Genomic DNA, 25657 nt, shown 5'->3' with positions numbered 1-25657 from the left:
CGACCGCTGCCAACAGAACAGAAAATGCGGCATTTCTTTCATGGGAGAGAACTATGCCGCGACGCCCCCGTTTGCTGTTGCCGGGTCTGCCTTTGCACGTCATTCAGCGAGGGAACAACAGGCAACCATGCTTTTTCAACGACAACGACCGGTCACATTTCCTCGACCATTTGCGCGGGGCAGTCGAGCTACATGTCTGCGCACTACATGCATATGTACTGATGTCGAACCATGTGCATCTATTGCTGACTCCTCAAGACCCAGGCAACGTTCAACACATGATGAAGAGCGTTGCGCAGGCCCATGCACAGTACATCAATTGGCGATACCGGCGCTCCGGCGGTCTATGGGAAGGCCGCTACAAGGCAGCGTATGTCGAAAGCGAAACCTACTTGCTAACCTGCCACCGGTATGTCGAGCTCAACCCAGTGCGTGCTGGACTGGCCGACCATCCGGGACAGTACCGGTGGTCGAGTTACCGGTGCAACGGAGAAGGGAAGGAAAATCCTCTGGTCACTCCACATCCCCTGTATGCGGGGCTTGGGCATGAAGGCGAATTTCGGCGCGGAGCTTATCGATCACTGTTCGGGCAACCCCTGTCGATGAAGGATCTGATGCGTATTCGCACCGCGACAGAAGCGGAATTTGCAATTGGCACGCAGGCTTTCATGGAACGCATAGCTGCGATGGGTTCTGATGGTGGCGAGTCGCCGACGTAATATCAACCCCAAGTGCAAGACCTGGGGTCAGACCCGTCGGGTCTGACCCCGGCTTCTGCCGTTGGGTTTTTCAAGCGCCAACAACCTGTTGGCTTGTCTTTCGCGGACTGCGCAGGCGCAAGGAAAAACCGGTGTCCGACACCAGACGCGGCGCCGGCTTGCCAGCGCTTACCCCCGCTCGCGGGATACCCGATTCACGCCAGTCACCTTGCGCACGTTGCGCAGCAGACCGGCCAGGTGCACGCGGTCCTTCACCTGGATGGTGAAGCGCAGCTGGTGCAGCACGTGGTCGTTGTCTTCATCCATGCCGACGAAGGTGATGTTGCCGTCGGATTCGCCGATCTCGGCGGCCACGCGGGCGAGGATGCCCTTTTCGTTGTTGATCAGCAGGCGGATGCGGCTGTCGAAGCGGCGGTTCAGTTCCGTGCCCCACTTGACGGCGATCCAGCGGTCCGGTTCCTTCTGGCGCTGGCGCCGGGCCACGCTGCAGTCCGAGGTGTGCACCTGCAGGCCCTGGTCGCGGCGCAGCTGGCCAATGATCTGGTCGCCCGGGATCGGCAGGCAGCACGGCGCCAGCTGCACGGACACGCCTTCGCTGCCGTAGATCGTGACCGGGTCGAGGTCGGCCGCGGAATTGTGGTCGATCGGCACCGAGGCCGATTCGCCGCCCAGCAGGCCGAAGATGTGCCGCGCCACGAGCGCCGCCATGCGCTTGCCGATGCCGATGTCGGCATACAGTTCGTCCATCGACTTGGCCGACGATTCGTTCAGCAGGCGTTCCACCAGCGGCTCCGGCAAGTCCGGCGAAATGCTGATGCCGGCCAGCGCCTGCTGCAGCAGTTGCCGGCCCAGCCCGATCGATTCGGGCAGGTTGATGGTGCGCAGGTGGTGCCGGATCGCCGAGCGCGCCTTGCCCGTGCGGACGAAGGACAGCCAGCTCGGGCTTGGCCGGGAATTCGGGTCGGTCACCACTTCGACGATATCGCCGTTGCGCAGCTCGGCGCGCAGCGGGGCCGGTTCGCCGTTGATCGTCACGGACACGGTATGGTCGCCGATGCCCGTGTGGATCGCGTACGCGAAATCGATCGGCGTGGCGCCGCGCGGCATGGCGATGATCTTCGACTTCGGCGTGAACACGTAGACGGAGTCGGGGAACAGGTCGACCTTCACGTGTTCGAGGAACTCGGCCGAGTCGCCGGTCTGTTGCTGGATGTCCAGCAGCGATTGCAGCCACGCGTGGGTGCGCTGCTGCATGTCAGTCATGTTCGCATCGCTGTTCTTGTACAGCCAGTGCGCCGCCACGCCGGATTCGGCGGTGCGGTGCATTTCCTGTGTGCGGATCTGGAACTCCACCGGCGTGCCGTACGGGCCGATCAGCGTGGTGTGCAGCGACTGGTAGCCGTTCAGCTTGCGGATGGCGATGTAATCCTTGAACTTGCCCGGCATCGGCTTGTACAGCGAATGCAGCGTGCCCAGCGCCACGTAGCAGTTCGGGAAGCTGTCGACGACGACGCGGAAGCCGTACACGTCGAGCACCTGCGAGAAAGTGAGGTGCTTCGACCGCATCTTCTTGTAGATGCCGTACAGCGTCTTTTCGCGGCCGTACACTTCCGCGTGGATGCCGGCCATGCCCAGCGTGTTCTTCACCGAGTCGAGGATCTTGCCGACCACTTCGCGCCGGTTGCCGCGCGCGGCCTTCACAGCCTTCGCCAGCACGTGGTAGCGCAGCGGGTACAGGTGCGAGAACGACAGGTCCTGCAGTTCGCGGTAGATGTTGTTCAGGCCGAGCCGGTGGGCGATCGGCACATACACTTCCATCGTTTCCTTGGCGATGCGCTGCTTCTTGGCGGGCGCCATCACGTCCAGCGTGCGCATGTTGTGCAGGCGGTCGGCCAGCTTGATCAGGATGACGCGTACGTCCGAGGCCATCGCCAGCAGCATCTTGCGGAAGTTTTCCGCCTGCGCCTCGATCTGGCTCTGGAACTCGATCTTCTCAAGTTTCGACAGGCCGTCGACGAGTTGCGCGACCGGCGCGCCGAAGCGCTCGATCAGCTCTTCCTTCTTGACGTCCTGGTCTTCCATCACGTCGTGCAGCAGCGCCGCCATCAGTGCCTGGGCGTCGAGCTTCCAGTCCGCGCAGATCTCGGCCACCGCGATCGGGTGCGAAATATAGGGCTCGCCCGACTTGCGCACCTGGCCCAGGTGCATCTCGTCCGAGAAACGGTAGGCTTCCTTGACCTTCTTCAGGTCGGCCTCGCTCATGTACTCGGCAAGCTTTTCGGTGAGGTGGCTGATCGTGGCAACGCCGGCGGGCGTCATCGGCGCCGCAAGGGGCGACGTGGAAATGGCAGGGGGCTGGCCGGCATCGCCGTCCGGCCGGGCGGCCGAGCGGCGGCCCCGCGAAACGGGGCGTTCAGTGATGCCGGATTCAGTGGAGTTCAGGTTCATGGTGTTCGCAGTGTAATTCAACTGGAGAACCTGTGGCGGTGCGGTGAATCCGTGGCACCAAAATTACATCGGAACCTTTTTCAGCATTTCGATGCCGACCTTGCCGGCAGCGATCTCGCGCAGTGCCAGTACGGTCGGCTTGTCCTTGGCTTCCACCTTCGGGGTGTGGCCCTGCAGCAGCTGGCGGGCGCGATAGGTCGCAGCCAGGGTCAGCTGGAAACGGTTCGGCACATTCTGCAGGCAATCTTCGATCGTAATACGGGCCATGGTAACTCCTGGGCTAATTCTGGAAAGGATGGATTGGAAACGCTATTGAACGTTGTAAAAAACGTTGTAAAAGACGTCTTGTAACACGTTGTATTCAACAACGCTGTCTTGGCGATTCAGTATCGAAAATACTGAATCGCGCATTTTTTATTGAATTCTGTCGCGGCAACGCTGTCTCGGGACGCTGTCAATCGTGCTGCTCGGCGTGAATGCCCAGCTGGGCAAACAGCGATGCATTGCGGGCCGCCTGTTGCGCAAACCGGCAACGGGCCGATCGGACGATCGCGCTCAGCTCAAGCAAGGCGACCGGAAACTCTTCATTGATAATAACATACTCGAACTCGGGAGCGTGGGCGATCTCGCCACCGGCCGCCAGCAGGCGCCGTGTTATCACGTTCGGTTCGTCCTGCCCACGCTTGTGCAGCCGCTCTTCCAGCGCCGCGATCGATGGCGGCAGGATGAAGATGCCGGCCGCCTGCGGGAACTGCTTCTTCACCTGGCGCGCACCCTGCCAGTCGATCTCGAGCAGGATGTCGGTGCCGGCCCGCATCTGCTCCTCGACGAACAGGCGCGAGGTGCCATAGTAATTGCCATGCACTTCGGCCCATTCGAGGAACTCGCCCGCGTCGGCGCGGGCGATGAAATCCTCGGTGGTCGTGAAGAAGTATTCACGGCCGTGCTCTTCGCCCGGGCGCGGCGGCCGCGTCGTCGTTGAAATCGACAGCCTGATCGCCGGCTCCTGCGCCAGCAGCGCGTTGACCAGGGTGGACTTGCCGGCGCCGGAGGGGGCCGCAACCATGAACAGGCTGCCGGAGAAGTGTTGATTCATGTTCAATTCCGATTCGCGGGCGAGGCCCAAAAGGCGTATTTTACCAAGAGCAATCGAACTTTTCACCTGCCCGCGGTGCATCGCCCCGCTGTTACTCCAGGTTCTGCACCTGTTCGCGCATCTGCTCGATCAGCAGTTTCAGTTCCATCGATGCGTCCGCCAGCTCCTTGACGGAGGCTTTCGCGCCCAGCGTGTTGGCTTCGCGGTTCAGTTCCTGCATCATGAAATCGAGGCGCTTGCCGACCTGGCCGCCTTTTTTCAGGATGTGGCGGGTCTCGCCGAGGTGCGCGGACAGCCGGCCCAGTTCCTCGGCCACGTCGATGCGGATGCCATACAGGATCACTTCCTGGCGGATGCGTTCCATCGCGTCCTGGCGCGACAGTGCCGCGTTCGATCCCTGCGACGCCAGGCCCAGCGCTTCCTGCATGCGCTCGATCGCCTTTTGCTGGAAAGCGGCCACCACCTGCGGGATCAGCGGGGTGATGCGCTTGACGATGGCTTCCATGGCCTCGATGCGCGAGACCAGCATCGCTTCCAGCGCCGCGCCTTCGCGCTGGCGGCTGTTCACGAAGGCTTCGACGGTGGTCGCCATCAGCGCGGCCACGTCGGCCTGCAGCGTTTCCTGGCCAATCTGCGCTTCTTCGACGACGCCCGGCCAGCGCAGCAGTTCGGCGACCGACATCGCATGCGCGCCGGCGAAATGGGTGGTCACCTCGTTCTGCAGGCGGGCCAGTTCATTGAGCAAGGGGATATTCAGCGCCTGGGTGCCGGCGCCGGCGGCCTTGCGGCCGAAACTCAACCGGATTTCCACCTTGCCGCGCGTGATGGCGGCCATGATCGCGGCGCGCAGGTCGGGTTCGAGCGCGCGCAAATCGTCGTTGATGCGGAATTGAAGGTCGAGAAAACGGGAATTGACGCTCTTGATTTCAATGGTCAGAGTTCCCGCCGCGCTTTCGCTGGTGGCAACCGCGTAGCCCGTCATGCTGGAAATGCTCAATGGATATCCCCGATTTTATCTTTACAAATGCCTGGTTTTGTCCACACAATCCGGTCTCAGTGCGTTGGTTGACGCGAGGAAATACATGGCTGCACAAAACAACGTCCCGTTGCCGGATGGGCTGGAGCTGGCTGGATACCGCATTGTAAAGAAAATTGCGTCCGGCGGGTTCAGTATTGTCTATCTTGCCTATGACGCCGAGGGCAATGCGGTGGCCATCAAGGAGTATTTACCAAGCGCGTTGGCATTGCGTCAAGAGGGTGAACTGGCGCCCGCCGTTTCAGCGGCAAACCTGCCGGTATTCCGCCTCGGCCTGAAATGCTTTTTCGAGGAAGGGCGCGCGCTGGCGAAAATCGCCCATCCCAATGTGGTGCGCGTGCTGAATTTCTTTCGCGCGCACGATACCGTGTACATGGTAATGGCGTATGAATCCGGCCACACATTGCAGGAGCAAATCTCGCGGCAGCGCGCCAAAGGCGGCCAGATCGGCGAGGCATTTATCCGGCAGGTTTTCATGCAGGTATTGAAAGGATTGCGCGAAGTGCATGCCAATGGCTTGCTGCACCTCGATTTAAAGCCGGCCAATATATACCTGCGCGCCGACGGCACGCCGCTGCTGCTCGATTTCGGCGCGGCACGCCGCACCATCGATTCCGGCGCGCTGACCCTGACGCCGATGTACACGCCCGGCTTTGCCGCACCCGAACTGACCATCAAGACATCGCCGCTGGGGCCCTGGACCGACGCCTACGGCATCGGCGCCGCGATGTTCGCCTGCATGGCCGGGGCGCCACCGCAGCCCGCCGAGGAACGCCGCAAGGGCGATGGCATGGAGCAGCATTTCGCCAAACTGGCCGAACGCTATCCGGCGCCGCTGATCGCCCTGGTGCGCCGCGCGCTGGCGCTCGATCCGCTGGCCCGCCCGCAAAGCCTGTTTGAAATGCAGAAGGCACTGCAGGCGCTGGAGCCGGCATCGGCATCGGCGGCATCATCGGCATCGCCGGCGCCACCGGCACCACCGGCGCCGGCCGGCACGTTCGCCCGGCTGCGGACGCTGGCGCGCCGCCTGCGCCCGCAGCGCGGCGGCGAAGCAGCCGATACGGTACAGGGATAGGCCATGCGATTCTCGGTCTACCAGGAAAGCCACATCGGCGGGCGCAGCATGAACCAGGACCGGATGGGCTACTGCTACACCCGCGACGCGCTGCTGCTCGTGCTGGCGGACGGCATGGGCGGGCACCCGCGCGGCGAGGTGGCCGCCGCCATCGCGCTGCGAACGATTTCCGTGCTGTTCCAGCAACAGTCCGATCCCTACGTGAAGGGGCCGGCGCGCTTCCTGGAAGATGCCTGCCATGCCGCGCACCGCGAAATCCACCGCCACGCCGGCGCGCAGGGCTGGCCGGAAACGCCGCGCACCACCATTGTTGCCTGCGTGGTGCAGCACAACACGGCCACCTGGGCGCATTGCGGCGATTCGCGGCTGTACCTGCTGCGCGGCGGGCGCATCCTGGCGCGCACGCGCGACCATTCGCACATCGAAAAGCTGATCCATGGCGGCCGCGTGCCGGAGTCGGAGCGCCACACGCACCCGGACCGCAACAAGCTGTACAACTGCCTGGGCGCGCAGGCCGCGCCGAAGGTCGAGCTGTCGCGGCAGGCCGGCCTGGAGACGGGCGACGTGATGCTATTATGCTCGGACGGCCTGTGGGCCGTGCTGCCAGAAGAAGAGCTGGTGGCCGCGCTCTCCACCGGCGCCGTCGAGCGTGCCGTTCCCGACCTGCTGCGCAGCGCGCTGCGGGTGGCCGGTGCCGGCAGCGACAACGTCACCGGCCTGGCCATCGCCTGGCAGGAGGCCGCCGAAGGGCGGCCAGCCGATGCGCCGGCCGCCGGGTCGACGATCGTCTCCACCGAATCGCTGGCCAGCGGGCGGCACGGCACGTCGATCGCGCCGGCCGATCCGTTCGACGAAGCCGAGATCGACCGGGCCATCGCCGAGATCCGCCTGGCGATCGAAAAATCTTCCCAGTTGCTCAAGTAACCCCTTACCCGGGCAGCTACTCAAGCAATTGCTCAATCAAATACTCGAACAGAAAGCGATACCACCGTCCATGACCATCCAGACCCGCCCCAGCGGCCGCGCCGTCGACCAGTTGCGCACCGTGCGCCTGACCCGCCAGTACACCAAGCATGCCGAAGGTTCCGTGCTGATCGAATGCGGCGACACCAAGGTGATCTGCACCGCCAGCATCGAAGAAAAAGTGCCGGGCTTCCTGAAGGGCAAAGGGCAGGGCTGGCTGACCGCCGAATACGGCATGCTGCCCCGCTCCACGCACTCGCGCATGGACCGCGAAGCCGCCAGGGGCAAGCAGAGCGGGCGTACCCAGGAAATCCAGCGCCTGATCGGCCGTTCGCTGCGCGCCGCGTTCGACCTGGAGGCTTTCGGCGAACGCACGCTGCACCTGGACTGCGACGTGATCCAGGCCGACGGCGGTACCCGTACCGCGTCGATCACCGGCGCGATGGTTGCCGCGTACGACGCGTTCACGAAACTGGTGGAGAAGGGCACGATCCCGGCCGTGCCGGTGAAGCACTTCGTCGCCGCGATCTCCGTCGGCGTGTTCCAGGGCACTCCGGTGCTGGACCTGGACTACCCGGAAGATTCCGCCTGCGACACCGACATGAACGTGATCATGACGGACGCCGGCCACTTCGTCGAAGTGCAGGGCACCGCCGAAGGCGCCGCCTTCGACCGCGCCACGATGAACCGGCTGCTCGACCTGGCCGATGCCGGCATCGCCGACCTGATCCGGCTGCAGAAGCGGGAACTGGGGCTGGCGGGGTAAAATACCGCCCCCAACCAAAATTGGGGACAGACCCTGTTTTTGAAGAAATTTCCCTAAAAACAGGGTCCGTCCCGAATTGTTCGCAGTGACATCTTTTATGACCCAGAAACTCATCCTCGCCTCGAACAACGCGGGCAAATTGAAGGAATTCAACACGCTGCTGTCCACCGTCGGCTTCGAGGTGCACGCGCAGGGCGAATTCAACGTGCCGGAAGCGGACGAGCCGTTCCACACCTTTGTCGAGAACGCGCTGCAAAAGGCGCGGCATGCGTCGCGGCTGACCGGCCTGCCGGCGCTGGCGGACGATTCCGGCGTCTGCGTCAACGCGCTGGGCGGCGCGCCCGGCGTCTACTCGGCGCGCTACGCGGGCGAACCGAAGTCCGATGCCGCCAACAACGCGAAGCTGGTCGCCGACCTGGCAGCGCATGGCGACAAGTCGGCCTATTACTACTGCGTGCTGGTGTTCGTGCGCCATGCCGACGACCCGCAGCCGGTGATCGCCGACGGCACATGGCGCGGCGTGATCCAGGCCGAGCCGCGCGGCGACGGCGGCTTCGGCTACGATCCGCATTTTTACATTCCCGAGCTGGGCAAGACCACGGCGGAACTGGCGCCGGAAGAGAAGAACCGCCTGTCGCACCGCGGCCAGGCATTGCGTGCACTGGTGGAAAAGCTGAAATGATTCCCATCAAACCGGTCGGCGCGGGTGCCGGCAAGAGCGTCGCGCCGGCGCGCACCATCGATGCCGCGGCCGGCGTGGCCGCGCAATACCTGCAGCCGGGGGCGCTGAACCTGGCCGCGCTGCCGCCGCTGTCGCTGTACGTGCACTGGCCATGGTGCGTGCGCAAGTGCCCGTACTGCGATTTCAATTCGCACGAAGCCAAGGGCGAAGTGCCGGAGAAGGCATACCTCGACGCGCTGCGGCTGGACCTGGAAATGGCGCTGCCGCTGATCTGGGGCCGCAAGATCCACACGGTGTTCATCGGCGGCGGCACGCCGAGCCTGATGTCCGCCGCGGGCCTGGACCGGCTGCTGTCCGACCTGCGCACCCTGCTGCCGCTGGACAGCGATGCCGAGATCACGATGGAAGCCAATCCCGGCACCTTCGAAGTGGAGAAATTCCGCAGCTACCGCGCCAGCGGCATCAACCGCCTGTCGATCGGCATCCAGAGCTTCAACGCGCGGCACCTGCAGGCACTGGGCCGCATCCACGACGATGGCGAAGCGCGCCGCGCGGTCGATATCGCCCACGCCACGTTCGACAACTTCAACCTCGATTTGATGTACGCGCTGCCCGGGCAGACCCTGGACGAGGCGCGCGCCGACCTGGCCACCGCCCTGGCATTCCAGCCGCCGCACCTGTCGCTGTATCACCTGACGATGGAACCCAACACGGTGTTCGCCAAGTATCCGCCCGAGCTGCCGGACGACGACACCAGCGCCGACATGCAGGACCTGGTCGCCGAAATGACCGGTGCGGCGGGCTATGGCCACTATGAGGTGTCGGCCTACGCGCGGCCCGGGCACCAGGCCAAGCACAACCTGAACTACTGGCAGTTCGGCGACTACCTGGGCATCGGCGCCGGCGCGCATTCGAAACTGTCGTTCCCCCACCGCGTGCTGCGGCAGGCGCGCTACAAGCAGCCGAAGTCGTACATGGAACAGGTGGCGAACGGCACGCCGGTACAGGAAGAGAACGAAATCGCGCGCGACGAGATGGGCTTCGAGTTCATGCTCAATACACTGCGCCTGCAGGATGGCTTCGCCCCGAACCTGTTTACCGAGCGCACCGGCCTGGCGCTGAACACCATCGAGAAACAGCTCAACGCGGCCGAGGCGAAAGGCCTGATCTACCGCGACCACGCCATCATCCGCCCGACCGAGCTGGGGCACCGCTTCCTGAACGACCTGCAGCAGATCTTCCTGGGCTGACCCGTGGCGGCCGCGCCTAGAACGCGGCCGCTACCTTCAGGTCCGGCTTTTCCGCCCACCTGGCCAGTGCCTCGGCCATCCGTTCGCTTTCGCCGATCGCCTGCATCCAGTCGCGGATGCGGGCGGCGTGGTCTTGCCCGTAGTGCTTGAAGTCGTTCCGGTCCGGCAGCTTGCGGTTCGGCAGCCGGGCCACGAACGATGGCGAAGGGCTGACAAGGACCACGTTTTCCAGCGCGAGCTCGCCGGACTGGGCACGCGCGCGGCGCCACGGCAGCGACTTGTCGAGCCAGCCGGGCACGATGTAGTCGGTGAAGTGCGGGTACAGCACCAGGCCGGGATCGCGCTGGTAGGGCAGGTGCAGGTGGTAGTCGACCAGGCCGCCGTCCCAGTACGTGCCGGGCGGCGCGCCGGCGATGTCGCGTACCGCTTCCAGCACGAGGGGAATCGAGCCGGAGGCCAGCAGCGCGCCGCGCAGGTTGGCCGCGTCCAGGCCGACGAAATGCGAGGCGAAGGCATCGAAGCGCTCGCGCAGCCAGGCGCTGTCGTCGCGCGGGTCGTGGAACAGCACGCGTTCCATGCCGCGCGCCAGCCGGCTGCGCGAGACCGCATTGCCGGCCGCGGCGCGCAGGAAACCCGCCATCTCGCGCCAGCGCACGCCGCCGGTAGCGGCCAGCGGCCCGATGCCGCGCGCGGTGATCACGGTTACCCGATGATGCGGATGGGCCAGCACTTCGTCGCCATGCCCGCCCAGCACTTCTTCCAGCAGGCCACGGACCGTTCGCGTCACGTAGGCCGCGTCGATCCTGGCCGGGTAGGTCTGGTGCGTGTAGTGGTAGGCCAGCCGCTTGTGCGCCGCCACGGGATCGGCGAACGCCATCGCGGCCATCCGCCAGGCGCCGATCGACGCGCCGATCAGCCGCCGTTCACGCGGCGCGCGCGGCAGCCAGTCGCCGGACAGCCAGGTGTCGATGCCGTTCAGGATCAAGCCTTTCGGCCCGCCCGCCGCGGCGGGGATGATGGCGATGTCGGCGGGTTGCAGGCCTTCGGCCGCGATGCGCTGGCGCGCGCGGGCGCCCAGGCGGATGGTGATGGGGGAGTCCATGCGGCATTGTAATGGCATCCGCCACCGATGCCGGCTGCGGGCGTACTACGTGCGTCCGGCAACACTGTTGGCATAAGAGAACAGGTGTCAGACGCTAGTGCGGCTTCGATAAGCCACCCCAAGTGCAAATTCCGGGGTCAGACCCGCCGGGTCTGACCCCAGCCTTTCGCTGTTGGGGTGAATGCATGCGCTTTCAATGTCTTGGGTAACGCTTAACTTAAGGGCAGCAGGTCAGACTCCAATTCCTGCCGTTGGGCGGAGGTACATTGCCGTCCGCTACCGCAAGCCGCCCCCCAGCGCCCGATACAGGTCGATGGCACTGGTGGTGCGCAGCAGCCGCGCCTGCACCAGTTCCTGCTCGGCCGAGAACAGCTCGCGCTGCGCGTCGAGCACGTCCAGCGAGCTGGCCACGCCGTTCTCGAAGCGCAGCGTGAGCAGCCGCAGGCGTTCGGCCTGGGCATCCTGGATCGCCCGCTGCGCGGCCACCTGGTCGCCCAGGTAGCTGCGGGCGGCCAGCGCGTCGGCCACTTCGCGGAACGCGGCCTGGATGGTGCGTTCGTAATCGGCCACGGCGATGTTCTTGCGCACTTCGGAAAGCGTGAGGTTGGCGCGGTTGCGGCCGGCGTCGAAGATCGGCAGGGTCAGCTGGGGCACGAACGACCAGGTGTCGTTGCCGCCGTCGAACAGCTGCGAGAATTCCGGGCTGGCGCTGCCGATCGCCGCCGTCAGCGAGATGCGCGGGAAGAACGCGGCGCGCGCGGCGCCGATATTGGCATTGGCCGCGATCAGCCGCTGCTCGGCGGCGCGGATGTCCGGCCGGCGCGTGATCAGGTCGGACGGCAGGCCGGCCGGCACGGCGCTCATCGCGTCGATCCGCGCATCGTCGGCCATCGGGGGCGCGGTGTCGGCCGGCTGCGCGGGCGGCGCGCCCACCAGCAGGGTCAGCGCGTTGGCGGCCTGCGCCCGCTGCCGGGCCAGCGCCAGGGCCGCCGCGCGCGCCGTTTCCATCAGCGTCTCGTTGGAGCGCAGGTCGAGCAGCGACGAGGCGCCCGCGTCGAGCTGTTGCCGCGTCAGCTCGAACGTGCGGCGGCGCGCTTCATACGTGCGCTGCGCCAGCGCCAGCTGTTCGGCGAAGGCGCGCTCGGTGAAATACGCCTTGGCCACCTCGGTCACGATGCTGATCTGCGCCGCCTGCCGCGCCTCGTCGCTGGCCAGGTAGGTGGCCAGCGCCGCTTCCGACAGGCTGCGCACGCGGCCGAAGAAATCCAGCTCGAACGCGGAAATCGACAGGCCGGCGTCGAAGCGCTCGCCGATCGATGGCTGGCCCGTGGCGGGGTTCAGGAAGCCCGGGGTGCGCGCCCGCGTGCCGGACAGCGCCGCATTCACGGTCGGCAGGCGGTCGGCCCGCGTCACGCGGTAAGCGGCGCGCGCTTCCTCGATCCGCAGGGCGGCAGTGCGGAGGTCGCGGTTGTTCTCCAGCGCCGTGGCGATCAGGGCCTGCAGCCGCCCATCGGGGAAGAATTCGCGCCAGCCGGTATCGACGGCGCTCTTCGCATCGGCCGCGGGCGGCGGCGCGCCCTTGCCGTCCGCGGCGGCCGGCGTGGTGGGGAAGTCGGCGGCTACCGGCGCGGCCGGGCGCTCGTACTTCGGCGCCAGCGAACAGGCCGGCAACAGGGTCGACAATGCGCCGGCGGCCAGCAGGGCCGTGGCGCGGCGCGAAAGTGATGTTGACAGCAGGGGCAATGGTATCGGCTTCATGGCTTGGTCTCCGGCAGGTCCAGTTCATGCGCGGCGACGCGGCGCTGCCGCTCGCTGCCCTTGAAGATGCGGCGGATCACGACAAAGAATACGGGCACCAGGAACACGGCCAGCACGGTGGCCGTGATCATGCCGCCCATCACGCCCGTGCCGATGGCGCGCTGGCTGGCCGAACCGGCGCCGCTGGCCACCACCAGCGGCAGCACGCCGAGGATGAACGCCAGCGATGTCATGATGATCGGGCGGAAGCGCAGGTGCACCGCTTCCAGCGTGGCCTCGGCCAGGCCCATGCCCTGCGCCTGCAGGTCCTTGGCGAATTCGATGATCAGGATGGCGTTCTTGGCCGACAGCCCGATGATGGCGATGAGGCCCACCTTGAAGTACACGTCGTTCGGCAAGTCGCGCAGATGGGCGCCGAGCAGCGCGCCCAGCACGCCCAGCGGCACCACCAGCAGCACGGCGATCGGGATCGATTCGCTTTCGTACAGGGCCGCCAGTACCAGGAACGCGGCCAGCAACGACAGCGCGAACAGCATCGGCGCCTGGGCCCCGGAGGTGCGCTCTTCCAGCGACTGGCCGGTCCAGTCGATGCCGAAGCCGGGCGGCAGCTGCGCGGCCAGCCGTTCCAGCTCGGCCATCGCATCGCCGGTGCTGTAGCCCGGCGCGGCATTGCCGGTCAGCTTGATCGCCGGGTAGCCGTTGTAGCGCACCAGCTGCACCGGGCCGTTGATCCAGCGCGTGGTGGCGAAGGCGGAGAAGGGCACCATGTTGCCGCCGCCGTTCGCCGCGCTTGCGGAGCGGACGTTCAGGCGCAGGATGTCTTCCGGCTGCATGCGCCGGCTCTGCTCGGCCTGCACGATCACGCGCTGCTGGCGGTTGTTGCTGTTGAAGTCATTCACGTACGAGGAACCCAGGCCGGCGGACAGCGTGGTGTTGATGTCGGCGAACGTGACGCCCAGCGCCTGCGCCTTTTCGCGGTCGATGTCCACCTGCAGCTGCGGCGCATCCTCCAGCCCTTCCGGCCGCACGCCGCTGAGTATCGCGCTCTTGCCGGCCATGTCGAGCAGCTGGTTGCGGGCATTCATCAGCGCGGCATGGCCCAGCGAGCTGCGGTCCTGCAGCCGGGAGGTGATGCCGGTGGCGTTGCCCAGCTCGCGGATCGGCGGCGGCGACAGCGGGAACACGATCGCATCGGCAATGCCGGACAGCGCGCCGAACGCGCGCGCGGCGAGCGCGTCGGCCGACTGGTCCTTGCCCCGCTCGCTCCAGTCCTTCAGCGGCACGAACACCAGGCCGGCGTTCTGGCCATTGCCCGAGAACGAGAAGCCGGCCACCGCGATGGTGCGCGCCACTTCCGGCTGCTGGCGGAAATACGCATCCACTTTCGCCAGCACCGCGTCCGTGCGGGAGCGCGAGGCACCTGGCGGCAGCTGCACGTTGGTGATGATGTAGCCCTGGTCCTCGTTCGGCAGGAACGACGACGGCAGGCGCACGTACAGCCACGCCACCAGCGCCAGCAGCAAGGCGAAGACCAGCATCCAGCGCCCGGTGCGGGCGATGATCCTGGCCACCATGCCCTGGTAGCCCGTGGCGGTTTTCGCGAACGTGCGGTTGAACCAGCCGAAGAAGCCGCGCTTTTCCACGTGGTGGCCTTTTTCCACCGGCTTGAGCATGGTGGCGCACAGCGCCGGCGTCAGGGTCAGCGCCATCAGGGCCGAAAACGCCATCGCCGCCACCATCGACAGCGAGAACTGCCGGTAGATGGCGCCCACCGCGCCGCCGAAGAAGGCCATCGGCACGAACACGGCGATCAGCACCAGCGTGATGCCGATGATCGCGCCGGTGATCTGCGTCATCGCCTTGCGCGTGGCCTCGCGCGGCGACAGGCCTTCCTCGCTCATGATGCGCTCGACGTTCTCGACGACCACGATGGCATCGTCGACCAGGATGCCGATCGCCAGCACCATGCCGAACATGGTCAGCACGTTGATCGAGAACCCGGCCAGCTGCATCACGGCGAAGGTGCCCATCAGCGCGACCGGCACCACGATGGTGGGGATGATGGTGTAGCGGAAGTTCTGCAGGAACACGTACATCACGATGAACACCAGCAGCACCGCCTCGAGCAGTGTCTTGACCACTTCCTCGATCGAGATGCGCACGAAGGTCGAGGTATCGTACGGCACCGTGTACTTCAGGCCGGGCGGGAAGAACTTCTGCAGCTCCTCCATCTTGGCTTTCACCAGGTCCGCCGTGGCCAGCGCGTTGCCGGTCAGCGACTGCTGCACGGCGATCGCCACGAACGGCTGGCCATTCAGGCGCGCGCTGATGTTGTAGCTGGAGCCGCCCAGTTCCAGGCGCGCCACGTCGCCCAGCCGCACCGTGGAACCGTCCGGATTGGCGCGCAGCACCACCCTGGAAAACTGCTCGATCGACGTCAGCTGCCCGGTCACCACCACCGGCGCCTGGTACTTCTGCGTGGTGGGATTCGGCAGGTCGCCGATCGTGCCGGACGTGACCTGGGCATTCTGCGCCCGGATTGCCGCCGTCACGTCGCTCATGTTCAGCTTGAAGCCGGTCAGCTTGTTCGGGTCGACCCACACGCGCAGCGCGCGCTCGGAACCGAACAGCTGGGCCTGGCCCACGCCGGGGATGCGCTTGATCTCGTTGACGACATTGCGCGCCATGTAGTCGCCGATGGCGTTCGGGTCCATCCGTCCGTCGGTCGAATACACGCCGACGAACATCAGGATGTTCGAGCGCGCCTTGTTGACCTGCACGCCCTGCTGGGTAACCGCCTGCGGCAGGCGCGATTCGACCCGCTTGATGCGGTTCTGCACGTCCACGGCGGCGATGTCCGGATTGGTGCCGGGCTGGAAGGTGACGGTGATCGTCACGCCGCCGGCCGCATTGCTTTCCGATTCCACGTACTGCAGGCCTTCGGCGCCGTTCATTTCCTGCTCGATCACGCTGGTCACGGCATCGTCGAGCACCTGGGCGGTGGCGCCCGGGTAGTTGGCCGTCACCACGATCGACGGCGGTGCGATGGTGGGGTACTGGGCAATCGGCAACACCGTGATGGCCAGGGCGCCGCCGAGCAGGATGAACAGCGCGATCACCCATGCGAACACGGGCCGGTCGATGAAGAAGCGTGGCATCTAGGCCCCCTTGGCGGCCGGTGCTGCCGGGGAACCTCCCTGCGCCGGCTGCCATGCCTGCGGCGTGACGGACGAGCCGGGCTTGGCCTTCTGGAAGCCTTCGACGATGATCCGTTCACCGCCTTTCAGGCCTTCGCTGACGATCCATTTGTTGTCCACCGACGCCTCGGCCTTCACCGGCTGGGCGATCACCTTGTTGTCGGCGCCCACGATCATCACGGAGGCGCCTTCCGCGCCGCGCACGATGGCCTGCTGCGGCACCGTGATCGCGGCTTCGTCGATGCCCTGTTCGAGACGGGCCCGCACGTACATGCCCGGCAGCAGCGCGCGCTTCGGGTTCGGGAACTGGGCCCGCAGCGACACGGTGCCGGTACTTTCATCGACCGACGCATCCGAGAACAGCAGCTTGCCGGCGGCCTGGTATGGCTCGCCGGTTTCCAGCATCAGCGTCACGCGCGCCGCCTCGCTGCCCACGCTTTTCAGGCGGCCGCTGGCCAGCGCCTGGCGCAGCTGCTGCAGCTCGGTGGCCGATTGCGTCACCGTCACGTAGATCGGATCGAGTTGCTGCACCAGCGCCATCGGTGTCGCTTCGCCCTGGCCGACCAGCGCGCCCTCCGTCACCAGCGCGCGGCCCACGCGGCCGGCGATCGGCGCCGTCACGGTCGCATAGCCCAGCGTGAGGCCGGCGGTCTGGCGCGCCGCCTTGGCGGTGGCCAGGTCGGCGGCGGCCTGCTTTTGCGCGGTGACCGCGTCGTCGTATTCCTGCTGGCTGACGGCCTGCGCGGCCAGCAGCGGCTTGTAGCGCTTTTCGCGCAGGTTGGCCTGCGCCAGGTTGGCTTCTGCCTTCTGCACGGCCGCCTCGGCACTGGCGAAGCCGGCCCTGAATTCGGCCGGGTCGATGCGGAACAATATCTGCCCGGCCTTCACGTCCGACCCTTCCTCGAATTCCCGTTTCAGCACGATGCCCGGCGTGCGCGCCCGCACCTGCGCGACCCGGAACGCTTCCACGCGGCCGGGCAGTTCATCCGTCACCGGCACGGCGGCCGGCGAGACGGTGATCACCGAGACGGTGGGCGGCGGCGGGGCGGGGGGAGCGGTTTCCTTCTTGCCGCAGGCGGCAAGCAGTGACAGGGACAGGACGGCGACAGCGGCAGGCGTGCAACGTGCGACATGACTCATGGGTGAATGTCTCGCGAAAGAACGGCAGGGCGGCGGAACTGCGGAAGGTGCGATAGTTATTTTATAACAGCCAAGATAACGTTTTCGCATAAGCCCATAAAAAGAAAGGGAGCCGAAGCTCCCTATCTTTTTGCAAGTTGCTGGCGGATACGCGACGTTGCGGCGCGTATCGCCAGGTTCCCGCTTTAGCACATGCCGGAATTAGCGCATGCCGGAAATGATCTGTTTCAGCTTGCCCGAGTCGGCGCAGAAGGCGCGGATGCCTTCGGCCAGCTTTTCGGTGGCCATCGCATCTTCGTTCAGCATGAAGCGGAAGGTCTTTTCGTCGACGGACATCTTGGCCATCGCGCCGGCGCTCTCCGCCGCCAGCTTGCGCTCGACCGGTTCGTTCGAGTCGGCCAGCTTCTGCAGCAGGTCCGGGCTGATCGTCAGCAGGTCGCAGCCGGCCAGTTCCAGGATCTGGCTGGTGTTGCGGAAGCTGGCGCCCATCACCTCGGTCTCATAGCCGAACTTGCGGAAGTAGTTGTAGATTTTCTTCACCGATTGCACGCCCGGATCTTCCGCGCCTTCGTACTCGATGCCGGTCTGCTTCTTGTACCAGTCGTAGATGCGGCCGACGAACGGCGAGATCAGCTGCACGCCCGCTTCGGCGCAGGCGATCGCCTGCGGCAGCGAGAACAGCAGCGTCAGGTTGGTGTGGATCATTTCCTTTTCCAGGATCTCGGCGGCCTTGATGCCTTCCCAGGTGGAGGCGATCTTGATCAGCACGCGCTCGCGGTCGAAACCGGCGCGCTCGTACAGGTCGATCAGTTCGCGGCCCTTGGCCACGTTGGCTTCCACGTCGAACGACAGGCGCGCATCGATCTCGGTGGACACGCGGCCGGAAACGATCTTCAGGATCTCGCCGCCGAAGGCGATCAGCAGCCGGTCGATCACCTCGCCGGTGGAAGCGTGCGGGTTGTCGCGCACGGCTTTTTCCAGCAGCGGCTTGTACTCATCCTTCTGCACCGCCTTCAGGATCAGCGAAGGGTTGGTGGTGGCGTCGCGCGGCGTGTACGCCTTGATCGACTGGAAGTCGCCGGTATCGGCAACGACTTTGGTGTACTTCTTGAGCTGTTCGAGTTGATTCATGACTGGGCCAGGCGATTGGGGAGAAACCGCAATTGTACCGAATCGCGCCGGCGGAACCGTTGCCAGAAATCGGGGACAGTCCCCAATCCGCGGAAATATTTCCTCAAATCGGGGACTGTCCCCCGTTGCAAAACGACCAGCGGTTGATGGCATTATTCGAAATAGTGGCGCATCGGCCACTGCCCGGCTTATACGATAAGGCTTCAAAAGGCAGGGGACCGTCCCCGTTTTTTCGGAAATATTTCCAAAAATCGGGGTCTGGCAGGAGAGCTAGCCTGCAGGCCAGCTCTGCTGCGCAGGCAGAGAGCGGTGCTCCCTGAAATTTCTGCTACGCCCCCGGTTTTTGGAAACATTCCGACAACTCGGGTATCCTTGCGCCACTCCGCACAGGCTCGTCCACCATGAAACACATCGCAGTCATCGGCGCCGGCGTTACCGGTGTCACCACGGCTTACGCGCTGGCGCGGCGTGGCTTTTCGGTCACAATCCTCGAGCGGCACCGCTATCCGGCGATGGAAACCTCGTATGCGAACGGTGGCCAGTTGTCGGCTTCGCATGCGGAAGTGTGGAATCACCCGGCCACGCTGCGCAAGGGCCTGCGGTGGATGACGCAGCCGGATGCGCCGCTGCTGCTGCACCCGGCGCCCACCTGGCACAAGGTGTCATGGCTGGCGAAGTTCGTGGCGGCGATTCCCCGCTACCGGGACAACACGGTGGCGCTGGCCCGCATGGCCGTCGCGGCGCGCCGGCACCTGTTTGCCTGGGCGGAAGAGGAGGGCATCGATTTCGACCTGCGCCGCGAAGGCATCCTGCACCTGTATCGCGACAAGGCCGGCTTCGACCATGCGCAGCAGGTCTCGCGCCTGCTGGCGGAAGCGGGGCTGGTCCGGCAGGCGGTGACACCGTCGGAAATGCGCGCCATCGAACCCGCGCTGAGCGGGGACTACTACGGCGGCTGCTACACGGACAGCGACAGCAGCGGCGATATCCACCGTTTCACCACCGGCCTGGCCGCCGCCTGCGTGCGCCGCGGCGTGCAGCTGCTGTGCGAGCGTGATGTGCTGGCGCTGGCACCGCATGATGATGGCGTCACGCTCACGCTGCGGCATGGTGGCGAAACCGCTGTGCAACGCTTCGACGCGGCCATCATCTGCGCCGGCACGGCCAGCCGCGCGCTGGGCCGCATGGCCGGCGACCGGATCGATGTCTACCCGGTCAAGGGGTACTCGATCACCGTGCACCTGGAAGACGCGGCCAGCCGCGCCGCCGCGCCCACCGTCAGCCTGGTCGACGACGCGCCCAAGCTGGTGGCCAGCCGTTTCGGCGCCGACCGTTTCCGCGTGGCCGGCACCGCTGAATTCGCCGGCTTCGACCGCGACATCCGCCACGACCGCATCCGGCCGCTGCTCGACTGGGTCCACCGCGAATTCCCCGAAGTCCGCACGGCCGGCGTGCAGCCCTGGGCGGGCCTGCGGCCCATGATGCCGGACCTGTTGCCGAAGGTGGGCAGGGGACGGGCGCCGCGCGTGTTCTACAACACGGGCCACGGCCACCTGGGGTGGACGCTGGCAGCCGCCACGGCGGAACAGGTGGCGCGTCAAGTCGAAGAAACCATGCAGCCGGGCGCGTCGCGTTCGCCGCTGGCGGCCTGAAAGGGAGGCTACGCCGGGGGCGCGTGGCACACCACGCAGATCTTGTTCCCGTCCGGATCGCGGAAATACGCGCCATAGTAATGCGCGTGGTATTCCGGCCGCAGGCCCGGCGCGCCTTCACATGCCCCGCCGCGCTCCAGCGCTTCGGCGTGGGCCCGCCGGACGGTTTCCCGGTTCGCGGCCATGAATGCCACCATCTGCCCGTTCCCCGCCTCGTGCATCCGGCCATCCTGCGGGGCGCCGATCAGGAACAGGGGACGGGCATCGTCGCTGGCGCTCTGCCATCCGGCCCATGGGCGGCCGCGATCGCGGAAGCGCTGTTCGATACCGAGAATGTGCATCAGCGGTTCATAGAACGCCAGCGCGCGCTCGAAGTCGGTGACGCCGATGAAAACGTGGGAAAACATGTAGTGCCGACTGTCTTATCCGATGAACGAATCGAACTGCACCTCGAACTCCTGCAGCGCCTTTTGCGCGTTCTGCATCTTGCGCCGGAATTCCGGGCCGCGTTGCAGGGCCAGCCCGACGGCCAGCACGTCGATGACGACGAGGTAGGCGAGGCGCGCCGAGATCGGCGTGTACGGATCGGTGTTGAAGATCAGGTCGATCGGGATCAGCACCGTGCCCAGGTCCGCCAGCGGCGTGCCGGACGGCGCCAGCACGATCACGTCCGCGCCGCCGTCGCGCGCCAGTTGCGCCGAGCGCACCAGCGCCGGGCTGTTGCCGCGCTGGGAGATGGCCACCAGCGCATCGCCCTTGCGCAGCAGCGCGGCGGCGATGTTGTGGATGGCCGGATCGCTGTACGCGACCGTGGGCACGCCGGAGCGGAAGAACTTGTGCTGCGCGTCGGCGGCCACGATGCCGGAGGTGCCCTGGCCGTAGAACTCGATCTTGTTGGCCAGCGACAGGATGTCCAGCGCGCGCTGCACCGGCTCGTGGTGCAGGTTGTTGCGCAGGTCGAGCAGCGTGTTGATCGAGCGGCTGCAGATCTTGTTGATCAGGTCCGCGGCGAGGTCGTCCTGCGAGGGCGCTTCGTTCAGGCCGGGCAGGGCCACGGCCAGGCCCTGCGCCAGCTTCAGCTTGAATTCGTGCCAGCCATCGTAGCCCAGCGTGCGGCAAAACCGCACCACGGTGGGCTCGGACACCTGGGCGCTTTTCGCCAGCGCCGTGATGTTCGAACTCACCGTGCGCGACGGATTGTCGAGCACGGCCAGTGCCACCTTGCGCTCGGACTTGGACAGCGAATCGAGCTGGGTGCGGATGGAATCGAGCAGCATGAGGGTTCAGTCTTCTGGGTGGAGCAGGGGTTTCGCGGAGCATGCTCCGCGCCTGCGGAACGGCCTGGCCTTGCAAGGCCAGGCTCCTTGCTCCCCATTTTAGTCTTCAGGGAGCGCTTCTTCGCGCCACTGCAGCCCGTCCCGCCCGATCAGCGCGGACGAGGCGGCAGGCCCCCACGTGCCCGACGAATACGGCAGCGGCGCGGTGTCGTCCTGTTCCCAGTTGGTCAGGATCGGCTCGACCCATTCCCAGGCCGCTTCCAGTTCGTCGCCGCGCATGAACAGCGTGAGCTGGCCGCGCAGCACGTCGAGCAGCAGGCGTTCGTAGGCATCCATGCGCGGCGCCTTGAACGATTCGCGGAAATCCAGTTCCAGCTCGGCCGGCTTGAGGCGCATGCCTTCGCCCGGCGTCTTCGCCATCAGGTTCATGCGCAGGCCTTCGTCCGGCTGCAGGCGGATCACCAGCGAATTGGGCTGGAAGCTCGACGTCGGCTGCTGGAAGATCGAGTGCGGGATCTGCTTGAAGCGCACCACGATCTCGGCCAGGCCATCGGCCATGCGCTTGCCGGTGCGCAGGTAGAACGGCACGCCGGCCCAGCGCCACGTGTCGATCTCGGCCTTCATCGCCACGAAGGTCTCGGTGCGCGAGCCCTGCGGCGCATCCGGTTCGTCGCGGTAGCTCGGCACGGCCTGGCCATCCACATGGCCGGCGCGGTACTGGCCGCGCACGATGTTCTGCGCCAGCGTGGTGGGGGTGAAGCGTTTCAGCGAACGCAGCACCTGCAGCTTGGCGTCGCGCACCGCGTCCGGCGAGGTCGATGCCGGCGGTTCCATCGCCACGATGCACAGCAGTTGCAGCAGGTGGTTCTGCAGCATGTCGCGCAGCGCGCCCGAGGTGTCGTAGTAGCCGATGCGGTTGCCCACGCCCAGTTTCTCGGCGATGGTGATCTGCACGTCCGAAATCCATTCGCGGCGCCACAGCGGCTCGAACAGGATGTTACCGAAGCGCAGCGCCAGCAGGTTCTGCACGGTTTCCTTGCCCAGGTAGTGGTCGATCCGGTAGATCTGCGATTCCTCGAAGACCTCGCCCACTTCCCGGTTGATCTGCTTGGCCGAGGCCAGGTCGCGGCCCAGCGGCTTTTCCAGCACCACGCGCGACGCCGGCGTGACCAGGCCGTTTTCCTTCAGGTTGTCGCAGATCTGCGCGAACAGCGCCGGCGGCGTGGCCAGGTAATACACGCGGGTCAGGCCCGCATCCGGGCGCAGCGCGTCGGCCAGGCCGCGGTAGCTGGACGGGTCGGCCGCGTCGACGGCCACGTACACGATACGGCTCGTGAATTTTTCCCAGTTCTCGGCGGTGACCTTGGGGGCCTTGATGTGCGGGCGCGACGTGGTGTTGACCATGTCGATGAATTCTTCCGTGGTGTTCTCGTGCCGGCCGACGCAGACGATGCGCGCGGTGGGCGGCAGGTCGCCGCAAACGTCGCGCGAGAACATCGCGGGCAGCAGCTTGCGCATCGCGAGGTCGCCACTGCCGCCGAACAGTACCAGGTCAAAATCGGAAAGTGCCATGATGGGTGTCTTGTAAGATCGTAGAGAAAGCGCGGTGCGAGGCGGCGAAACCGCCTCGCGGAAGCTGCGCGCTGAAAGCTTACTACCTGAATTGCTGGATTTGACGAAAATATACTACAAAATCGTCAAGCCTGCAGCTCAGGGCTGGTAGGCCGGCGGCTCCAGCCCGGCGACCGGCACGCGCACCGACAGCACGCGGCCCGACAGCGGGAATTGTTCGAGTTCCGCGGCCGGGCGCTTGCCCGCGGTGGTGATGTACAGCGTGCGCAGGTCGTCGCCACCGAAGGCGACCATGGTCGGGCAGCGCACCGGCAGCGCGATCGCATCGAGCTCCTCGCCGGACGGCGACAGCTTGACGATCCGCCCGCCTTCGAACATCGCCACCCAGTAATTGCCTTCGCTGTCGACCGCCGCGCCATCCGGCCGGCCGCCATAGCCGTTCTCCTTGTCCATCGAGAACTGGCGCATTTCGCGCGGATTGGCCACCGTGCCGCCGGCGAGGTCGAAATCGTAGCGGGTGATGCGGTGCGACGTGGTGTCGGCGTGGTACATCGTGCGGTTGTCCGGGCTGAACCCCAGGCCGTTCGAATTGGTCATGCCGCCGGACCAGGCCAGGCGCACCGCGCCCTTTTCCAGTACATACATCTCGGCGGCCGGCTGGTCGCGCGGTTCGTAGATGGTGCCTACCCAGAAGCGGCCCGCGGCGTCCGGCTTGCCGTCGTTGAAGCGCGCCTTGGTGCGGTCGAAGGGGGAGGGCGCGATCCCGGTCACGGCGCCCGTGCCGGTATCGAGGTGCACGAAACCGTTGCGGGTGGCGACCACCAGGCCGCCGCCGGCATGGCGCGCCAGCGACGACGGTTCGCTCGTCATGATCCACGACGTGTGGGCGCCATTGCCCGCATCCGTTCGCGTGTTCAGCCGGTGCACGGCCAGGCCATCGATATCGACCCAGTACAGCGCCTGTTCCTGCGCCAGCCACAGCGGGCCTTCGCCCACCTGCATCACGCCATCGAAGGCGACGTTGACATCGTAGGTGCTCATTCGATCTTCGCTCCCTTGGCCATCACGATCAGGCCATTGGTGGAACTGTCGTGCGCGGCCGGGTCCACGTCGCCTTCCAGCTCGGCCTGGATTTTCTTCGCCAGCACCTTGCCCAGTTCCACGCCCCACTGGTCGAAGCTGGCGATATCCCACAGCACGCCCTGCACGAAGGTCTTGTGCTCGTACAGCGCGATCAGCGCGCCCAGCGTGGCCGGAGTCAGGTGTTCCATCAGGATCGTGTTCGACGGGCGGTTGCCGGGGAACGTGCGGTGCGGTACCAGTTCGTCGATCTTCGCTTCCGGCAAGCCTTGCGCGGCCAGTTCGGCGCGCACCTCGTCGCCCGTCTTGCCCTTCATGAAGGCTTCCGACTGGGCGAAGCAATTGGCCAGCAGCGCATCGTGGTGGCCGGCCAGGTCGTGCGTGGGCAGCAGGGCGGCGATGAAGTCGATCGGCACGATGTCGGTGCCCTGGTGCAGCAGCTGGAAGTACGCGTGCTGCGCGTTGGTGCCGCACTCGCCCCACACCACCGGGCAGGTGGCGGTGTCGACCGGCTGGCCACCCTTGGTGACGCGCTTGCCGTTGCTTTCCATGTCCAGCTGCTGCAGGTAGGCCGGGAAGCGGTTCAGGTCCTGGTGGTACGGCGCGATCGACAGGGAGGAAGCGCCGATGAATTCACGGTTCCAGAAGCCGAGGAGCGCCAGCAGCACCGGCATGTTCTGCTCCAGCGGCGCGCTGCGGAAATGCTCGTCCATCTCGTGCGCGCCGGCCAGGAAGGTCTCGAAGTAGCCGAAGCCCACGGCCAGCGCCACGGACAGGCCGATCGCCGACCACACCGAATAGCGCCCGCCTACCCAGTCCCAGAACGGGAACATGTTGTCCGGATCGATGCCGAATTTCGTGACCGCCCCGGTGTTCGTCGACACGGCCACGAAGTGGCGCGCCAGGTCTTCTTCCTTGCCCTCGCACAGGAACCAGCGGCGCGCGGTCTGCGCGTTCAGCATCGTCTCGGCCGTGGTGAAGGTTTTCGAGGCCACGATGAACAGCGTGGTCTCCTGGTTCAGGCTGGTCAGCACCGCATCCATGTCGTGGCCATCCACGTTGGACACGAAGTGCATGTTCAGGCGCGGATGGGCATACGAGCGCAGCGCCAGCACGGCCATTTTCGGGCCCAGGTCGGAGCCGCCGATGCCGATGTTGACGATGTCGGTGATCGGCTTGCCGCTGTAGCCCAGCCAGTTGCCGTTGCGCACCCGGTCGGTGAAGGTCTTGATGCGGTCGAGCACCGCGTGCACGTCGGCATTGACATCCTGGCCGTCGACGACGAGCTGCTTTCCGCGCGGCATACGGAGGGCCGTATGCAGCACGCTGCGTTGTTCGGTAAGATTGATTTTCTCGCCAGCGAACATGGCGTCGCGCTGGCGTTCCACGCCGCGCTCGCGGGCCAGGTCGACCAGCAATTCCACGGTGCGCCGGGAAATGCGGTTTTTCGAATAGTCGAGGAACAGGCCGGCGGCGTCGACGGTCAGCGCGGGGAAACGCTGCGGTTCCGCGGCGAACAGGTCGCGCAGGTGCCATTGTCGTGCATCGGTGGCGTGGGATTGCAGGGCCTGGTAGGCGGCGGTGGTGGTGAGCATTGGCTGGCGCATGAGACTTCTGTGTCAGTTTTGGATAGATGAACTATACAGGAAATGTCGGTAACTTCACTACGGATAAGCTTCAATTGCGGTAAAAATGTTTGTTTTTATGCTCTGG

The 25657-nt window shown here is 65.8% G+C and carries 21 protein-coding genes; 7 read left to right on the top strand and 14 right to left on the bottom strand.

Annotated elements, in window-relative coordinates; translation table 11 throughout:
- Window positions 1-53: 53 nt before the first annotated feature.
- On the top strand, window positions 54-719 hold the full coding sequence (locus tag OU994_RS26350) for a transposase (RefSeq protein WP_281608333.1): 666 nt from the start codon (window positions 54-56) through the stop codon (window positions 717-719).
- A 168-nt stretch (window positions 720-887) separates the two neighbouring features.
- On the opposite strand, the gene OU994_RS26345 is transcribed toward OU994_RS26350, so the two are convergent.
- The 4 genes from OU994_RS26345 to OU994_RS26330 form a co-directional block, all read right to left on the bottom strand.
- The gene (locus OU994_RS26345) at window positions 888-3167 is read right to left on the bottom strand and encodes a bifunctional (p)ppGpp synthetase/guanosine-3',5'-bis(diphosphate) 3'-pyrophosphohydrolase (protein ID WP_281608332.1); all 2280 of its coding nucleotides are present in this window, start codon (window positions 3165-3167) and stop codon (window positions 888-890) included.
- A 63-nt stretch (window positions 3168-3230) separates the two neighbouring features.
- Window positions 3231-3434 carry a DNA-directed RNA polymerase subunit omega gene (gene rpoZ / locus OU994_RS26340; RefSeq protein WP_131144361.1) on the bottom strand — a complete coding sequence of 68 codons (204 nt, stop codon included), beginning with the start codon at window positions 3432-3434 and terminating at the stop codon, window positions 3231-3233.
- A gap of 187 nt (window positions 3435-3621) precedes the next feature.
- Window positions 3622-4263, bottom strand: coding sequence for a guanylate kinase (gene gmk, locus OU994_RS26335; RefSeq protein WP_131144362.1), 642 nt, complete (start codon window positions 4261-4263; stop codon window positions 3622-3624).
- A 91-nt stretch (window positions 4264-4354) separates the two neighbouring features.
- Window positions 4355-5245, bottom strand: a complete 891-nt coding sequence (locus OU994_RS26330) for a YicC/YloC family endoribonuclease (RefSeq protein ID WP_131148892.1) — start codon at window positions 5243-5245, stop codon at window positions 4355-4357.
- A gap of 100 nt (window positions 5246-5345) precedes the next feature.
- On the opposite strand from OU994_RS26330, the gene OU994_RS26325 reads away from it, so the two are divergent.
- The 5 genes from OU994_RS26325 to hemW all read left to right on the top strand — a co-directional run bounded on the left by OU994_RS26325 (window position 5346) and on the right by hemW (window position 10035).
- Complete coding sequence (locus tag OU994_RS26325) at window positions 5346-6374, top strand: serine/threonine-protein kinase (RefSeq protein ID WP_281611726.1); 1029 nt, start codon at window positions 5346-5348, stop codon at window positions 6372-6374.
- Window positions 6375-6377: 3 nt separating this feature from the next.
- The gene (locus OU994_RS26320; protein WP_281608331.1) at window positions 6378-7298 is read left to right on the top strand and encodes a PP2C family serine/threonine-protein phosphatase; all 921 of its coding nucleotides are present in this window, start codon (window positions 6378-6380) and stop codon (window positions 7296-7298) included.
- Between the two features lie 70 nt (window positions 7299-7368).
- The gene (rph, locus tag OU994_RS26315) at window positions 7369-8103 is read left to right on the top strand and encodes a ribonuclease PH (RefSeq protein WP_281608330.1); all 735 of its coding nucleotides are present in this window, start codon (window positions 7369-7371) and stop codon (window positions 8101-8103) included.
- Window positions 8104-8200: 97 nt separating this feature from the next.
- The gene (gene rdgB, locus OU994_RS26310; protein WP_281608329.1) at window positions 8201-8785 is read left to right on the top strand and encodes an RdgB/HAM1 family non-canonical purine NTP pyrophosphatase; all 585 of its coding nucleotides are present in this window, start codon (window positions 8201-8203) and stop codon (window positions 8783-8785) included.
- Window positions 8782-10035 (top strand): radical SAM family heme chaperone HemW, encoded by a 1254-nt coding sequence (gene hemW / locus OU994_RS26305; RefSeq protein WP_281608328.1) that lies wholly within the window; start codon window positions 8782-8784, stop codon window positions 10033-10035. Before rdgB ends, hemW begins: the two co-directional genes overlap by 4 nt.
- A gap of 16 nt (window positions 10036-10051) precedes the next feature.
- Here the strand turns inward: hemW and OU994_RS26300 are convergent, their stop codons facing one another.
- The 5 genes from OU994_RS26300 to tal form a co-directional block, all read right to left on the bottom strand.
- Window positions 10052-11137 carry a patatin-like phospholipase family protein gene (locus OU994_RS26300; RefSeq protein WP_281608327.1) on the bottom strand — a complete coding sequence of 362 codons (1086 nt, stop codon included), beginning with the start codon at window positions 11135-11137 and terminating at the stop codon, window positions 10052-10054.
- A gap of 276 nt (window positions 11138-11413) precedes the next feature.
- The gene (locus tag OU994_RS26295) at window positions 11414-12895 is read right to left on the bottom strand and encodes an efflux transporter outer membrane subunit (protein WP_281608326.1); all 1482 of its coding nucleotides are present in this window, start codon (window positions 12893-12895) and stop codon (window positions 11414-11416) included.
- On the bottom strand, window positions 12892-16053 hold the full coding sequence (locus OU994_RS26290; RefSeq protein ID WP_281608325.1) for an efflux RND transporter permease subunit: 3162 nt from the start codon (window positions 16051-16053) through the stop codon (window positions 12892-12894). Before OU994_RS26290 ends, OU994_RS26295 begins: the two co-directional genes overlap by 4 nt.
- Window positions 16054-17232, bottom strand: a complete 1179-nt coding sequence (locus OU994_RS26285; protein WP_281608324.1) for an efflux RND transporter periplasmic adaptor subunit — start codon at window positions 17230-17232, stop codon at window positions 16054-16056. It abuts the gene before it with no gap.
- Between the two features lie 201 nt (window positions 17233-17433).
- The gene (gene tal / locus OU994_RS26280; RefSeq protein ID WP_281608323.1) at window positions 17434-18363 is read right to left on the bottom strand and encodes a transaldolase; all 930 of its coding nucleotides are present in this window, start codon (window positions 18361-18363) and stop codon (window positions 17434-17436) included.
- Between the two features lie 401 nt (window positions 18364-18764).
- Here tal and OU994_RS26275 point away from each other — a divergent pair, with 401 nt between their 5' ends.
- Window positions 18765-20015, top strand: coding sequence for a D-amino acid dehydrogenase (locus OU994_RS26275; protein ID WP_281608322.1), 1251 nt, complete (start codon window positions 18765-18767; stop codon window positions 20013-20015).
- A gap of 8 nt (window positions 20016-20023) precedes the next feature.
- Here the strand turns inward: OU994_RS26275 and OU994_RS26270 are convergent, their stop codons facing one another.
- The 5 genes from OU994_RS26270 to pgi form a co-directional block, all read right to left on the bottom strand.
- A complete protein-coding gene (locus OU994_RS26270; protein WP_281608321.1) occupies window positions 20024-20422 on the bottom strand; it encodes a VOC family protein in 399 nt (132 codons plus the stop codon).
- A gap of 15 nt (window positions 20423-20437) precedes the next feature.
- On the bottom strand, window positions 20438-21292 hold the full coding sequence (locus OU994_RS26265) for an SIS domain-containing protein (protein ID WP_130187991.1): 855 nt from the start codon (window positions 21290-21292) through the stop codon (window positions 20438-20440).
- A gap of 99 nt (window positions 21293-21391) precedes the next feature.
- Window positions 21392-22864 carry a glucose-6-phosphate dehydrogenase gene (gene zwf / locus OU994_RS26260; RefSeq protein ID WP_281608320.1) on the bottom strand — a complete coding sequence of 491 codons (1473 nt, stop codon included), beginning with the start codon at window positions 22862-22864 and terminating at the stop codon, window positions 21392-21394.
- 138 nt (window positions 22865-23002) lie between these two features.
- On the bottom strand, window positions 23003-23905 hold the full coding sequence (locus tag OU994_RS26255) for an SMP-30/gluconolactonase/LRE family protein (protein WP_281608319.1): 903 nt from the start codon (window positions 23903-23905) through the stop codon (window positions 23003-23005).
- Window positions 23902-25551, bottom strand: coding sequence for a glucose-6-phosphate isomerase (pgi, locus tag OU994_RS26250; protein ID WP_281608318.1), 1650 nt, complete (start codon window positions 25549-25551; stop codon window positions 23902-23904). Before pgi ends, OU994_RS26255 begins: the two co-directional genes overlap by 4 nt.
- Window positions 25552-25657: the final 106 nt, after the last annotated feature.

The organism is Pseudoduganella sp. SL102 (genome assembly GCF_027856995.1).
GTDB classification, from domain to species: Bacteria; Pseudomonadota; Gammaproteobacteria; order Burkholderiales; family Burkholderiaceae_D; genus Rugamonas; species Rugamonas albidiflava.
This window is presented reverse-complemented; position numbering and strand designations above follow the sequence as displayed.

What these genes read in the sequence shown, in the direction of transcription:
- OU994_RS26350 (WP_281608333.1), top strand. Translation starts at nt 54, where the DNA reads ATGCCGCGACGCCCCCGTTTGCTGTTGCCGGGTCTGCCTTTGCACGTC.
- OU994_RS26345 (WP_281608332.1), bottom strand. Translation starts at nt 3,167, where the DNA reads ATGAACCTGAACTCCACTGAATCCGGCATCACTGAACGCCCCGTTTCG.
- rpoZ (WP_131144361.1), bottom strand. Translation starts at nt 3,434, where the DNA reads ATGGCCCGTATTACGATCGAAGATTGCCTGCAGAATGTGCCGAACCGT.
- gmk (WP_131144362.1), bottom strand. Translation starts at nt 4,263, where the DNA reads ATGAATCAACACTTCTCCGGCAGCCTGTTCATGGTTGCGGCCCCCTCC.
- OU994_RS26330 (WP_131148892.1), bottom strand. Translation starts at nt 5,245, where the DNA reads ATGACGGGCTACGCGGTTGCCACCAGCGAAAGCGCGGCGGGAACTCTG.
- OU994_RS26325 (WP_281611726.1), top strand. Translation starts at nt 5,346, where the DNA reads ATGGCTGCACAAAACAACGTCCCGTTGCCGGATGGGCTGGAGCTGGCT.
- OU994_RS26320 (WP_281608331.1), top strand. Translation starts at nt 6,378, where the DNA reads ATGCGATTCTCGGTCTACCAGGAAAGCCACATCGGCGGGCGCAGCATG.
- rph (WP_281608330.1), top strand. Translation starts at nt 7,369, where the DNA reads ATGACCATCCAGACCCGCCCCAGCGGCCGCGCCGTCGACCAGTTGCGC.
- rdgB (WP_281608329.1), top strand. Translation starts at nt 8,201, where the DNA reads ATGACCCAGAAACTCATCCTCGCCTCGAACAACGCGGGCAAATTGAAG.
- hemW (WP_281608328.1), top strand. Translation starts at nt 8,782, where the DNA reads ATGATTCCCATCAAACCGGTCGGCGCGGGTGCCGGCAAGAGCGTCGCG.
- OU994_RS26300 (WP_281608327.1), bottom strand. Translation starts at nt 11,137, where the DNA reads ATGGACTCCCCCATCACCATCCGCCTGGGCGCCCGCGCGCGCCAGCGC.
- OU994_RS26295 (WP_281608326.1), bottom strand. Translation starts at nt 12,895, where the DNA reads ATGAAGCCGATACCATTGCCCCTGCTGTCAACATCACTTTCGCGCCGC.
- OU994_RS26290 (WP_281608325.1), bottom strand. Translation starts at nt 16,053, where the DNA reads ATGCCACGCTTCTTCATCGACCGGCCCGTGTTCGCATGGGTGATCGCG.
- OU994_RS26285 (WP_281608324.1), bottom strand. Translation starts at nt 17,232, where the DNA reads ATGAGTCATGTCGCACGTTGCACGCCTGCCGCTGTCGCCGTCCTGTCC.
- tal (WP_281608323.1), bottom strand. Translation starts at nt 18,363, where the DNA reads ATGAATCAACTCGAACAGCTCAAGAAGTACACCAAAGTCGTTGCCGAT.
- OU994_RS26275 (WP_281608322.1), top strand. Translation starts at nt 18,765, where the DNA reads ATGAAACACATCGCAGTCATCGGCGCCGGCGTTACCGGTGTCACCACG.
- OU994_RS26270 (WP_281608321.1), bottom strand. Translation starts at nt 20,422, where the DNA reads ATGTTTTCCCACGTTTTCATCGGCGTCACCGACTTCGAGCGCGCGCTG.
- OU994_RS26265 (WP_130187991.1), bottom strand. Translation starts at nt 21,292, where the DNA reads ATGCTGCTCGATTCCATCCGCACCCAGCTCGATTCGCTGTCCAAGTCC.
- zwf (WP_281608320.1), bottom strand. Translation starts at nt 22,864, where the DNA reads ATGGCACTTTCCGATTTTGACCTGGTACTGTTCGGCGGCAGTGGCGAC.
- OU994_RS26255 (WP_281608319.1), bottom strand. Translation starts at nt 23,905, where the DNA reads ATGAGCACCTACGATGTCAACGTCGCCTTCGATGGCGTGATGCAGGTG.
- pgi (WP_281608318.1), bottom strand. Translation starts at nt 25,551, where the DNA reads ATGCGCCAGCCAATGCTCACCACCACCGCCGCCTACCAGGCCCTGCAA.